The organism is Psychromicrobium lacuslunae (assembly GCF_000950575.1).
Lineage (GTDB): Bacteria > Actinomycetota > Actinomycetes > Actinomycetales > Micrococcaceae > Renibacterium > Renibacterium lacuslunae.
The window spans coordinates 1,094,370-1,106,364 of sequence record NZ_CP011005.1 but is presented as its reverse complement, the minus strand read 5'-3'; the positions used below and the strand labels follow the sequence as shown (position 1 = coordinate 1,106,364).

The 11,995-nt window shown below is 58.3% G+C and carries 15 protein-coding genes; 9 read left to right on the top strand and 6 right to left on the bottom strand.

Translation table 11 applies throughout. From position 1 onward, the window contains the following. Positions 1-38 precede the first annotated feature (38 nt). Together UM93_RS05095 and UM93_RS05090 are read right to left on the bottom strand one after the other, a co-directional pair. Positions 39-419, bottom strand: coding sequence for a VOC family protein (locus UM93_RS05095; RefSeq protein ID WP_045074108.1), 381 nt, complete (start codon positions 417-419; stop codon positions 39-41). Positions 420-454: 35 nt separating this feature from the next. Further along, a complete protein-coding gene (locus tag UM93_RS05090; RefSeq protein ID WP_045074106.1) occupies positions 455-1,468 on the bottom strand; it encodes a sugar phosphate isomerase/epimerase family protein in 1,014 nt (337 codons plus the stop codon). A gap of 116 nt (positions 1,469-1,584) precedes the next feature. Between UM93_RS05090 and UM93_RS05085 the strand changes: the two genes are divergently transcribed. Beyond that, positions 1,585-1,923, top strand: coding sequence for a DUF1801 domain-containing protein (locus tag UM93_RS05085; RefSeq protein WP_045074104.1), 339 nt, complete (start codon positions 1,585-1,587; stop codon positions 1,921-1,923). Between the two features lie 12 nt (positions 1,924-1,935). Here the strand turns inward: UM93_RS05085 and UM93_RS05080 are convergent, their stop codons facing one another. Then, positions 1,936-2,649: an SRPBCC family protein gene (locus tag UM93_RS05080; RefSeq protein WP_045074103.1), complete on the bottom strand. Its 714-nt coding sequence runs from the start codon at positions 2,647-2,649 to the stop codon at positions 1,936-1,938. A gap of 20 nt (positions 2,650-2,669) precedes the next feature. Further along, positions 2,670-3,305, bottom strand: coding sequence for a winged helix-turn-helix domain-containing protein (locus tag UM93_RS05075; RefSeq protein ID WP_045074101.1), 636 nt, complete (start codon positions 3,303-3,305; stop codon positions 2,670-2,672). Between the two features lie 120 nt (positions 3,306-3,425). Here UM93_RS05075 and UM93_RS05070 point away from each other — a divergent pair, with 120 nt between their 5' ends. Then, positions 3,426-3,944 carry a sigma-70 family RNA polymerase sigma factor gene (locus UM93_RS05070; protein WP_045074099.1) on the top strand — a complete coding sequence of 173 codons (519 nt, stop codon included), beginning with the start codon at positions 3,426-3,428 and terminating at the stop codon, positions 3,942-3,944. Next, positions 3,941-4,681, top strand: coding sequence for an anti-sigma factor family protein (locus UM93_RS05065; protein ID WP_045074097.1), 741 nt, complete (start codon positions 3,941-3,943; stop codon positions 4,679-4,681). The genes UM93_RS05070 and UM93_RS05065 overlap by 4 nt, the downstream gene beginning before the upstream one ends. Before the next feature lie 29 nt (positions 4,682-4,710). Here UM93_RS05065 and UM93_RS05060 read toward each other — a convergent pair whose 3' ends face one another. Then, positions 4,711-5,562 (bottom strand): 2-phosphosulfolactate phosphatase, encoded by an 852-nt coding sequence (locus UM93_RS05060; RefSeq protein WP_052663634.1) that lies wholly within the window; start codon positions 5,560-5,562, stop codon positions 4,711-4,713. 62 nt (positions 5,563-5,624) lie between these two features. On the opposite strand from UM93_RS05060, the gene UM93_RS05055 reads away from it, so the two are divergent. Continuing rightward, positions 5,625-6,053 carry a DUF3054 domain-containing protein gene (locus tag UM93_RS05055; RefSeq protein ID WP_045074095.1) on the top strand — a complete coding sequence of 143 codons (429 nt, stop codon included), beginning with the start codon at positions 5,625-5,627 and terminating at the stop codon, positions 6,051-6,053. A gap of 9 nt (positions 6,054-6,062) precedes the next feature. Further along, entirely contained in the window at positions 6,063-6,344 is a 282-nt protein-coding gene (locus UM93_RS05050; protein WP_045074093.1) for an Lrp/AsnC family transcriptional regulator, read from the top strand. 56 nt (positions 6,345-6,400) lie between these two features. Here the strand turns inward: UM93_RS05050 and trpD are convergent, their stop codons facing one another. After that, positions 6,401-7,456: an anthranilate phosphoribosyltransferase gene (gene trpD / locus UM93_RS05045; protein WP_199921810.1), complete on the bottom strand. Its 1,056-nt coding sequence runs from the start codon at positions 7,454-7,456 to the stop codon at positions 6,401-6,403. Positions 7,457-7,610: 154 nt separating this feature from the next. Here trpD and ctaE point away from each other — a divergent pair, with 154 nt between their 5' ends. From ctaE to qcrB, 4 genes are all read left to right on the top strand, one after another. Next, entirely contained in the window at positions 7,611-8,249 is a 639-nt protein-coding gene (gene ctaE / locus UM93_RS05040; protein ID WP_479692205.1) for an aa3-type cytochrome oxidase subunit III, read from the top strand. 78 nt (positions 8,250-8,327) lie between these two features. Then, positions 8,328-9,116, top strand: coding sequence for a cytochrome bc1 complex diheme cytochrome c subunit (gene qcrC / locus UM93_RS05035; protein WP_045074086.1), 789 nt, complete (start codon positions 8,328-8,330; stop codon positions 9,114-9,116). Between the two features lie 78 nt (positions 9,117-9,194). After that, positions 9,195-10,238 carry a cytochrome bc1 complex Rieske iron-sulfur subunit gene (gene qcrA, locus UM93_RS05030; RefSeq protein WP_045074084.1) on the top strand — a complete coding sequence of 348 codons (1,044 nt, stop codon included), beginning with the start codon at positions 9,195-9,197 and terminating at the stop codon, positions 10,236-10,238. 2 nt (positions 10,239-10,240) lie between these two features. Next, the gene (qcrB, locus tag UM93_RS05025; protein ID WP_045074082.1) at positions 10,241-11,959 is read left to right on the top strand and encodes a cytochrome bc1 complex cytochrome b subunit; all 1,719 of its coding nucleotides are present in this window, start codon (positions 10,241-10,243) and stop codon (positions 11,957-11,959) included. The last annotated feature ends 36 nt before the right edge of the window (positions 11,960-11,995 follow it).

Below are 11,995 nucleotides of genomic sequence, written 5' to 3'. Positions count from 1 at the left end.
TCGGCTTCTTTGGTCGGCTTTCTAAACCGGCGGCTTGGTTACTCGCCCGCCTCGAGTTGCTGGATTGTTCGGGAGAGAAGGCAAAACTCATTGCCTTCGGGATCGGCCAGCACCTCCCAGCTGGCGTCCTTACCCTGACCGACATCCACCCGCCGGGCACCTAGCGCCAGCAGCCGGTCCAGCTCCTCAGCGGTCGAAACGCCATCTGCGCGCAGGTCAATATGCAAGCGATTGTGCCCGACTTTAGGCTCGGTTACCGGGAAAATATCAATACCGGGCAACCTGCCGTCCTCTGGCGCAATGCAGACACCACCATATTCTTCGTCGACGACCTTCCAGCTAAGGACAGCGCACCAGAACTCAGCAAGCATCCGTGGCTGCAGGGCGTGAATGACAATATTTGCTAAACGGCTAGGCATGGCACCACGATAGCCGACTAGCTCTGGCTGCGAGCCTAGCTAGTTGAACTGGTAGAAAAAGCAGAATCAAAAGCGGCTTCGCTAGGGGTGATCCGAGCTAGTTTCTTCACCAGTTCCAGCGCCTCAGGTGCACCGATCAAACGGTCCATCCCGGCGTCCTCCCACTCAATACTGGTCGGTCCGGTGTAGCCAATCGAATTGAGCATCCTGAAAACTTTGTCCCAAGGCACATCGCCGTGACCGGCGCTGACGAAGTCCCAACCACGGTGTGGGTCGCCCCAGGGCAACAGCGAACCCATTCGACCGTTCCGACCGTTGAGCTGCTTTGTCGATTCTTTGACGTGAACATGATAAATCCGCTCGCGGAAATCGTCGAGGAAGGTGACCGGGTCCAAATCCTGCCAGATGAAATGTGATGGGTCGAAGTTCAGTCCAAAGCCCGGGCGGTGGCCGATGGCGTCAAGAGTTGCCTTAGTGGTCCAATAGTCGAAGGCAATCTCGGAGGGGTGAACCTCGAGTGCAAAACGCACACCAACCTCATCAAAGACATCAATAATCGGGTTCCAGCGATCAGCGAAGTCCTGATACCCGCGGGTGATCATGCTTTCCGGCACTGGCGGAAACATCGCCACGGTCTTCCAAATCGCCGATCCAGTAAAGCCTGTGACAGTTTTGACGCCGAGTCGAGCAGCAGCACGAGCCGTCATCTTCATTTCTTCGGCGGCTCGCTGCCGGACGCCCTCGGCCTCGCCGTCACCCCACACTCGGGCCGAGACGATGCCTTGGTGACGTTCATCGATGGGATCGTCGCACACCGCTTGGCCATTCAAGTGATTAGAGATAGCGAATACCTTGAGGCCGTGCTGCTCAAGAATGTCCAGCCGATTCTGCAGGTAGGAATCATCTTCTACGAGCCGCCAAACATCAAGATGGTCACCCCAGGAGGCGATCTCCAAGCCGTCAAAGCCCCACTCTGAAGCTCGGCGCGCTACGTCCTCAAAAGGTAGATCGGCCCATTGACCGGTAAACAGAGTGATCGGACGAGCCATCGGCGCACACTACTTTCGATTGATTTCAGCTTACTTATGACGCTATCTATGCATAAGTAGCGTGTCAATGATGGCACCCTCTGGCAGGGTTCGGACTACCGGTCTATCGTTACCCCATGACCTCGGTTGCAGAATATATCGAAGCCCTCCCCGATCATCAGCGCGCCTTAGGCGAGCAACTCGAACAGTTGCTCACTGCCGGGCTGCCGGCCGCAGCGGCTCGACTATGGCATAGCCATCCGGTCTGGATGGTCGGGAAACAACCCATCGCGGGCTTCAAAGCATTTCCTCAGTACATCACCCTGTTGCTTTGGCAAGGTCAGCGAATCAAAGACGAGAGCAAGCTACTTAGTCCCTCAGGTTCCGCAGAGATGGCAGTACTCAAACTAAGCAGCCTTGATGAACTCGATTCGGAGTTACTGGCGAGCTGGCTCAGCCAACTCGCCAGGCTCTGAATTCACTCGCCCTCAGTAGAGCCCGTTCAGCCAGCTCTGCCAGGCCGCGCCGTTCGCCTCAGCATCGAACTCGTGCACGGTCAACCCCACTACCGAACCGAAGGCATTCCGGCCGAAGAACCGGTACAACGCCTTCTCGGTACGCACCCCGGCAAAGTGTTCGGTGGAGTAATCAAGCACCCCGGTGATCTCGCCGAGCCCAGGCACTGTGAATCCAATCGAGTCGCCAAGTTGCGCGTCCTGCGCTCCAATGGCTGCCTTCAAGGTCAGGAAGGCTTCCGGACTGCCCGAGGCTTCGGGCCCTTGCACCTCGGCATAGGAAGCCTGCTGACCGGCAAAATATTTCACGTATTCGGCCAGGGTGTGCTGATAGAAATCGGTGTGCTTACGGACACCGTCATATTGGTTCGCCCAACTATCGTCATCCATATCCTGCAGGAAGATGCCGGCGTGCATATAACGTACCCAGGTTTTGCCATCGGCACGCTCCTCAATCTGATAATCCAGGGTGTTATAGAAACCCCCGTCACCCTCCATGTGGTTGGCAAAATGCTTTGCTGGCTCCCAGGCTGTCACCACACTTCCCCAGGGGCCGGCACCACCGAGTTTGGGTTCTATTTCGGTGGGCCAGAGCCAGCCGGAATTTCCGCTCGTCACGGCGTCCCAGACTTGCTCCGGCGTGCCGTCAATTGGTGTTTCGGTGCGAACTTCGAAGCTCCTGCTCATGGTGTTACTCCTGACTTTCTTTATTGATCTGCTTTATGGTTCTGGTTGCTGTTCTGCTTGCTGTTAATGGTCTTTACTGCTTTAACGCTGGGGTGTAGAGCAAAGGCGATCCGATGTTTTCGCGCACCAGGGCTTTGCTCGTCGTGATATTTCGCTGCTAACAAAGCAAGCTGTTGAGCCAGCTCCTCAGTGAAAGCGGCACGGCTAGCGGGACTGGCAAAACTGACTTCGCCGTCAAGTGCAAAAGTAGCGAGCTGCTGACCGGCAGCCTCGGCCCCTTTCATCAACATGCCGACGTCTGTAATCAGTCTTGAAGCCACCGCTATCAACCAGCGTGCAGAGAACTGATCGGCGGCCTCACCGGGATTGGGCTGCAGCACAGCTAGCGCGCCCGGAGAGATCACGAAACTCGCTGCGCTAGCTTGCAGGATACGCTCGTTGACATTACCTTTACGTCGCTCTTCTACCAGCTCAGCCAAGCCGTACTGCTCAAGCGTCTTAAGGTGGTAGTTCACCTTTTGCCTCGCTAGGCCTAGCTTTTTAGCCAGCATCGAAGCCGAGGCTGGCTGACGCAGTTCGGCCAGCAACATCGACCGAATAGGGTCCAAGCACGCCTCTGCGACCGCCGGATCGTCAATCACCGCAAGCTCTTCCATGGCTTAAGCATGTAACCGACAATAATATTTGTCAAGAAATATTGTTGTGTCGGATATTCTTAGGTAGTCCGCTATTGAACCTTTGCCAGGGTCAGCCCGTTTGTTAGGTGTGGAGGGAAAATGAGTTCATCGAGCGCTGATGCCCAGCAGCAACTACTGGAGGCGCTGCACCAAGCGCATGCCGCCGAACTGAGCAGGTTCGTCGCCCGCCTGACCGGGGATCATGCTCAGGCCGAGGACATCACACAGGAAACACTCTTTCGTGCCTGGCAGCGGCCAGCGGTTTTGGCCCGTCCCCAGCCAGCTGTCCGGGCCTGGCTTTTCACTGTTGCCCGGAACTTGGTGGTGGATGACTGGCGGAGTGCGCGCAAGAGACATGAAATCGGCACCGATCAGCCGCCGGAGGAGCATCAACCGGATAGCACCGACCGAGTTCTCGACTCCTGGCTCATTTCAGAAGCGCTCACCGTGCTTTCGACTGAGCACCGTCAAATCTTATTGCACGGCTATTACCGTTCCCTCTCGGTGCGGGAGATTGCCCTGGAACTGGGAATCCCTGAGGGAACAGTTAAATCTAGGATGCATTACGCACTGCGGGCGATGAAATTAGCCCTGCAGGAACGGGGGGTTACTCAATGAGCCGGTTCAGTTCGAAATCTCAGCATGATGACAGCTTCAATGATTGGGATGCGGCCTATGTCTTGGGCAGCCTCTCCCCCAAGGAACGTCATCAGTATGAAGAGCATTTGGCCCGCTGTGCGCTCTGTCGCGAAGCGGTCTCCCAGCTGGCTGGCATACCGGGCATTCTCGGTACGGTGCCAGCCGAACAGGCGATCCAGGTGCTCACTCAAGATGCCATCCCGCCAGCTGCTACACAGACTCTGCCGGAGCTGGCCAGCCGGGTGCGCCGCGGCAGGCTGCGCCGCCGGGTGCTGATTGCCACCGCGGGTCTCGCGGTGGCAGCCTGCGCCGTGGGCACCACCGCGGTATTGCTGCCCCGCGAGAGTCACAGCCAAATCCAGCAAGCGCTGGCAATCCCACTGAATTTCGCTTCGGTAAGCGCCGCCAATTTCACTGTGACCGGTAAGGCACTCTCAATGGGTTGGGGAACACAGCTCGAATGGGTTTGCGAGCACTCGGAGAAGACAACTAATACGCCACCTAATGCCCTAAACTACGACAGTTCGGTCCCCAGCCCCTATCAATTAGTGGTGACCGATAAATCGGGCAAGGAAACCGTCGCCGCAAGTTGGCAAGCCACCGATCAGTCGGAGATCTTCCCGGTCACTACGATTGCACTGCCAATCACGCAGATAGCCAAGATTGAGGTCCGGCTAAGCAGTACCGGTCAGGTAGCAGCCCGCGCCAATCTGTGAGCAAAGTTCCACGCAGCCCGCTTCGAAGCTCAGTCAGTTGTACTAACCCGCTCCGTAGCCTTTGTGGTAGTGGCACTGGTCATGTCGGTAGGGGTCGTGTTGGCGCTGATAGTGGTGGCCCGGAAGCTGGCACTGTCCGGATCGTAGCGCGCAACCACGGTGCTGCTATCGAGCTGGCAAGCTAGTTCAACATCTCCCTGATACCCAATACCGGCTAGCTCTAGACCGCTCGCCGAACGGCCAATCACAGTTCCCAAATCCGCGGGTATACCGCTGAGCCCGGCCAGCGCAATGGCGGCCTGATCGGAAAGCTGAACCGCGGTTCCGGCGAGCTGACTGAGTTGCTCGATCAGAACGGCCGCCCCCAATAGATCTTCGATGGCCGGCCGCAACGAACCATCCGGCCAGCGTTCACCGGCGGCAATGCTGAGCACCTTGGCTGGCTGCTGCCGGTGCAGGTAACCCGCAGTCGCGGTGACATTTCGGAAACAACTGGCGTAGACCTGGGCGCCACGTTCGGCCAGTGCGGCGCTAATGGTTGCGCCGTTAGGTGAGGGCAGTACCAGCCGAGCGGGCAGCTTTTCTCGCGACGCGACAATGGATTGCGGCGATAAGCTCAGCCCGGCGCTACCGTCACCGCGGCGGGCTGCCAGTTCCGCTCCCCGCTCTCGGGCATAGCTGGCACTAAGTTTTGCATTACCCGGGCTATCCGCACCATCTGCACTATCTGCACTATCTGCAAAGGGCAGCACTTCGATGCCGCGCTCCACCGCAAGGCATACCGTAGTCGAGAAGCTGAGAATATCGTGCACCACAGCGGGCACGCCTGCTTCACACTGGGCCAACGCCCCGGAGAGTCCCCAGGCAAAGTCTATTTCCATCTATCTGCCGTTTCGTTGATCAGTTTTCTTTTCTTGACAGGCTCTGCTGTTAGCCTGCCAGCATGGAACCAAAAGCATCAACTGTCTCAGCCAGCTCAGGAACCACGACCGGTCGGGTGGTCTACGCCTTGATTGCCGATCTGATTTTAGTGCTTGTTTTCGCTGCCATTGGTCGAGCGAGTCACCAGGAAGACAATCCGGTCATTGGCGTCCTGAACACCGCGTGGCCATTCTTGGCGGGGCTGCTGCTGGGCTGGTTAGTAGGCAGGGTCTGGCGTGCACCGCTGCGGATCTGGCCGCACGGGGTATGCCTTTGGTTGATTACTGTACTGGCCGGAATGGTGTTAAGGGTTCTCAGCGGGAAAACAGCCGAGTTCAGTTTCATCCTGGTCGCCAGTGCGGTATTGGGTATCTTCCTACTCGCGCATCGTGCACTGGCCAGCTTGATTCTCCGACGCCGAAGCGAGCCCTTAGACAAGCAGGTAGGTTAGTCTGGAACCGTGATTACCGCATTTGTTTTGATCAAAACCAGCGTTGACCGGATTCCCGAAGCCGCACAGCAGATTTCAGAGATCGACGGCATCAGCGAGGTGTACTCGGTGACCGGCGACTGGGACTTGATCGCGGTCGCTCGAGTGGCCCACCAAGAAGACCTGGCTGATGTGATCGCGGACAGACTCTCCAAGGTTGAGGGTGTTCAGGCGACCACCACTCACATCTCTTTCCGCGCCTACTCCCGGCACGATCTAGACGCCGCGTTCTCACTGGGCTTCGAGCACTAGGCTTCGATCCCTGAAACATAAGCTGCGCAGACAGTAATACTTCAATACTTCAGGCGTCAGTTGCTGGCGCTGAATTCTGCCCATCGACGTAACACATCATCTGCGCCACCGTCATCAATCGAGCGCTCAGCACGCCGCAGAGCTGCACTCAGCCGATCATTGAGCGAGCCTTCGGCATCGCGGTCGAGCGCGACTAAACCGGCGGCGGCATTGAGCAGCACCGCATCGCGCACCGGCCCGGGCGCACCGGCTAACACGTCCCTGGCTACTTGAGCATTAAAGGCGGTGTCCTGGCCGCGCAAATCCGCCACCGTAGCTCTATCGATTCCCAACTCAAGCGGGTCGAACTGCTGCTCGGTGACCTCACCGTTACGGATCTCCCAAATGGTTGACGGACTCGTCGTGGTCAATTCGTCCAAACCGTCGTCGCCCCGGAAGACCATGCCGCGGCTGCCGTGCGCGGCCAGCACACCCGCGACTAGCGGTGCCATTCGGGCATCAGCAACGCCGACTGCCGAGGCACTGGTTCGCGCCGGATTAGTCAACGGGCCAAGGAAATTCAGTGCGGTTGGAATCGCCATTTCCCGTCTCGGTACCGCTGTGTATTTGAACGAAGGGTGGAACACCTGGGCAAAACAGAAGGTAATACCGACTTCCCCTGCCGCCCGGGCCACCGCATCGACAGAGAGATCCAGCCGAACGCCGAGGGCTTCGAGAACATCCGCTGAACCAGCTGCGGAGGAGGAAGCCCGATTGCCGTGCTTGACCACGCGTGCACCGGCACCGGCGCAGACCAGGGCGGCCATCGTGGAGATATTGACAGTATTTAGCCGATCACCACCGGTTCCCACGATATCCAGCGCTTCACCGTCGACCTCCAGCGGCCGGGCGTGCGCAATCATCGCTTTTGCCAGGCCGGAAATCTCTGCAATGGTTTCACCCTTGGCCCGGAGCGCCACCAAGAAACCGGCGATCTGAGCATCGGTAGCATTGCCCGACATAATGGTGTTCATCGCCCAACCGGTCTGCTCCGAGCTCAGATCATGACCATTGATAAGTTCGGTCAACAACAACGGCCAGCTCGGCGCGGGGGCATTTGCGGAGGGCATCACCCTATGATGCTATCCAGGTCTACCGTTGCGGAGCCAATATGACCCAAGGTCGGCGCCACGGAACTTCCGTGAGTTTTCGCACGTTTGTAGAAAAAGATCAGTTCAAAGGCATTTCGCATTGGGCACTGAGCAGTTTTATAGACATAATGTCTATGTGACGTCTGTGACCCAAACCCCAAGCGCCCCGGCACACCCCACCCTGAACCGGCCAAACATGGTTTCGGTGGGAACCGTCGTCTGGCTCTCCAGTGAGCTGATGTTCTTTGCCGGGCTATTTGCCATGTACTTTACGCTTCGCTCTACCTCAGGCTCCTTGTGGGCAGAAGAGGCAGCCAAGCTGAACTTCCCGTTCGCGCTGATCAACACCATCGTCTTGGTCTCCAGCTCCTTCAGCTGCCAGATGGGTGTTTTCGCTGCGGAACGCCTGCAGGCTCGCCGCACCGGCGGCCCGCTCGGCTTCGCTCGTTGGGGCATGGTCGAGTGGTTCTTCCTGACCTTCCTGCTGGGCGGCATCTTCGTGGCCGGTCAGGCTACCGAATACGCCATGCTGGTCACCGAGCACGTCACGCTCTCCTCGAACGCTTATGGTTCCGCCTTCTACATGACCACAGGGTTCCACGGCCTGCACGTGCTTGGCGGCCTGATTGCCTTCCTCTTCATCATCGGCCGCGCTTATGCTGCCAAGAAGTTCGGTCACTTCGAGGCCACCAGCGCCATTGTCACCTCCTACTACTGGCACTTTGTCGACGTGGTCTGGATCGGGCTGTTCTTGGTCATCTATGTGCTCAAGTAAGCTGAGTTTTCTACAAGTGCAAGAATTCGTAAACAGGCCCTCGAAAGCCCGTCAGAACAGAAGTAAAGGAAGCACCCGGTGAAGGCACTTTCACTCAAAAGGCGGCACCCCCTAGCCGTTCTCGCACTGCTCTTAATGGGGTTGCTACTCACCGGTGGCCTTTATACCCTCGCCACCTCGGTCAATCAGGCAAAGGCCGAGACCACGACCTACAGCGCTGAGGACGTCGAGCAGGGTGAGAAACTCTTCATCGCCAACTGCGCGACCTGCCATGGAATGGGTGCTAGCGGTTCAAAGGACGGCCCCTCGCTGGTTGGCGTGGGCGCCGCTTCGGTTGATTTCCAGGTGGGCACCGGCCGGATGCCGTTGCAGGCTCAGGGCCCGCAGGCGCCGCAAAAGCCTCAGCAGTTCAATGCTGAGCAGACCAAGCAACTGGCCGCCTATGTCGCCAGCCTCGGTGCCGGACCGTCAGTGCCCGCTGCTGAATTCCTCGACGGCAAGGGTGACGCGGCCGAGGGCGGCGAATTGTTCCGAGTGAACTGCGCCATGTGTCATAACGCCGCCGCCGCTGGTGGCGCCTTGACCCAGGGAAAGTTTGCGCCTTCGCTGGCCGGTGTTACTCCCGAGCACATCTACGAGGCAATGATCACCGGCCCGCAGAACATGCCGGTCTTCAACGACGCGAACATCACCCCGGAGCAGAAGCGCAATATCATCACCTTCTTGCAGACCATCGAAGCCAACGGTTCGCCCGGTGGTAACGACCTGGGCGCGCTTGGCCCAGTCTCCGAAGGTCTCTTCGTCTGGATCGCTGGCCTTGGCCTGGTGATCGCCTTCACTATTTGGTTGACCTCACGGACCTCCTAAACTCTGCCCGGTAGCCGGGCGCACTTTTACAGAATTAACGATTTCCCGGACAACGGGACGACAGAAGGGTCAGGAACAATGGGCAACCATAGTGACGACCATCCGGCCAAGCCGGAAGGCACATCGGAGGTCGAAGCTAAGGCTGGTCAGACGGTGTTGGACAAGTTCGAGAATCCCGGACTTCCGCCGCACCGTCCCAGACTGGCTGATACGGAACCTCGGGCGGCAAAACGAGCCGAGCGCCAAGTGGTGGTGCTTTTCCTGATCTCGGTGATCGGAACACTGCTGTTTTTCTTCGCCTACTTTGGGGTTCACCTAGATCAGTCGATCGGTGCGCTGCGCTTGCAGAACATGCTGCTCGGCTTGGGCACCGCCTTCGCAATGCTCGGTATCGGTACCGGCATTGTGCATTGGGCCAAGACCCTGATGCCCGATCATGAAGTCAGTGAAGAGCGCCATGAGCTGCGCAGCGAAGCGGATCGCCAGGACGCCGTCGAGATCGCTGACACCATCATCGAGGAAGCTGGCATTAAGCGTCGTCCTCTGATCCGCAACACTCTGATCGGTGCTATCGCACTCGCACCGTTGCCAGCCATCGTGATGTTCCGGGACCTCGACCTGAACCCGGACGTCAATAAGCTGCGACACACCATGTGGAAAGAGGGCACTCGGTTGGTCAAGGACCCGACCGGCACCCCTATCAAGGCAGCCGATGTCACCATTGGCTCGGCCTTCCACGTGATTCCGGAAGGCCTTAACGAACTCGAAGAAGGCAAGCTCAACGAGAAGGCCAAGGCAGTTGTGCTGCTGATGCGGCTCAACCCGGACGAGCTGCATCCCTCCCCCGGCCGTGAGGATTGGGGTTACAACGGCATCGTTGCCTACTCCAAGATCTGCACCCACGTGGGCTGCCCGGTGGCGCTTTACGAACAGCAGACTCACCATTTGCTTTGCCCCTGCCACCAGTCGACCTTCGACCTGACGCAGGAATGTAAGGTCATCTTCGGCCCGGCGAAGCGGCCGCTGCCGCAGTTGCCGATCAAGGTTGACGCCGAGGGCTACCTGGTCGCGCAGAGCGATTTCCATGAACCTGTCGGCCCGAGCTACTGGGAGCGTGGCTAAGCATGAGCACTGCAACGACTACTCACTCCACGGCTAGCGCCGAACCGGAGTTCGTGCCGTCGACCAAGGTCGGCCGGATCACCAACTTCGTTGATCAGCGAGTCGGCGGTTCCGGCATTCTGAAGGAATTCGGTCGCAAGGTCTTTCCCGATCACTGGACCTTCATGTTCGGTGAGGTGGCGCTTTACTCCTTCATCATCCTGCTGCTCTCCGGCACCTTCCTGACCTTCTTCTTCGACCCGTCCATGGCGGAAACCCACTACCAGGGTTCCTATGTGCCAATGAAGGGTCTGGAGATGTCGGTGGCCTATAACTCCTCCTTGAATATCTCCTTTGATATTCGCGGCGGTCTGTTCATTCGCCAGGTCCACCACTGGGCCGCGTTGCTTTTCGTCGCCTCGGTGGCCGTGCACATGTTGCGTGTGTTCTTCACCGGCGCCTTCCGTAAGCCGCGTGAACTCAACTGGGTGGTCGGTGGGACCTTGGTGATCTTGTCGATGGCTGCGGGCTTCACCGGCTACTCACTTCCCGATGATCTGCTCTCCGGCAACGGTCTGCGCATTATTGACGGCGTGATTAAATCCATTCCGATCGTCGGCTCCTACATTTCGTTCTTCCTCTTCGGTGGCGAATTCCCAGGAACCGCAATTATCGGCAGGCTTTACGTGCTGCACATTCTGTTGATCCCAGCGATTATCCTGCTGATGATCGTGATCCACCTCTTTATGGTGGTGGTGCACAAGCACACCCAGTACCCTGGCCCGGGTCGTAACGACAATAACGTCGTCGGTTACCCGCTTGGCCCGGTCTACGCGGCCAAGGCTGGTGGCTTCTTCTTCATCGTCTTCGGCATCATTGCCTTGATGGCGGCCTTCTTCACGATCAACCCGATCTGGAACTACGGCCCCTACGACCCCTCCCCGGTTTCCGCAGGCACCCAGCCTGACTGGTACATCGGCTGGGTTGATGGAGCCTTGCGTTTGATGCCTGGCTGGCTTTGGGACTTCCCCTTCGAGTGGAACATTCCGCTGCCCTGGGGCACCAACACGCTGACCTTGAACGTACTGCTGCCAGCCCTGGTGCCGGCCGGCATTGTTTTCACGGTCCTCTTCACCTACCCCTGGATCGAGCGTTGGATCACCAAGGACGATAAGGAACATCACGTTCTGGACCGGCCGCGCAACGCACCGACCCGGACCGCTATCGGGATGGCCGGTTTCACCTTCTACTGTGTGATGTGGGCGGCCGCTAGCTCCGACTTGATCGCAACGCACTTCCATGTTTCGCTCAACGACGTGACGTACTGGCTGCGGACGCTGTTCTTCATTGGCCCGATCATTGCCTTCCAGGTCACCAAGCGGATTGCTCTTGCGTTGCAGCGTAAGGACCGAGAGATCGTCTTGCACGGCCGCGAGACCGGTCGGATTATTCGACTGCCGCACGGTGAGTACAAGGAAAAGCACGCCCAACTGGACGAGTACAAGCTGTACCGACTGGTTAGCTTCGATTCCAAGAAGGTCATTCCGGGTCAGCCCAATGAAAAGGGCATTGTGGTGCGGAAGGAAAAGCGTCGTGCTTGGCTTTCCCGCTTCTTCTTCGAGGATAGGGTCGCTCCGGTCACTCCGGCCGAGCACCGCGCCGCCCTGGAGCATGCCGCTCACGAGGAGCATGCCGATCATGAGGCTCTCGAGGGTTCTCACGATAAGTCATTGACCCACTAGGGTTGGCACTCAGCTGTGGCACCGATTCAATCGAAT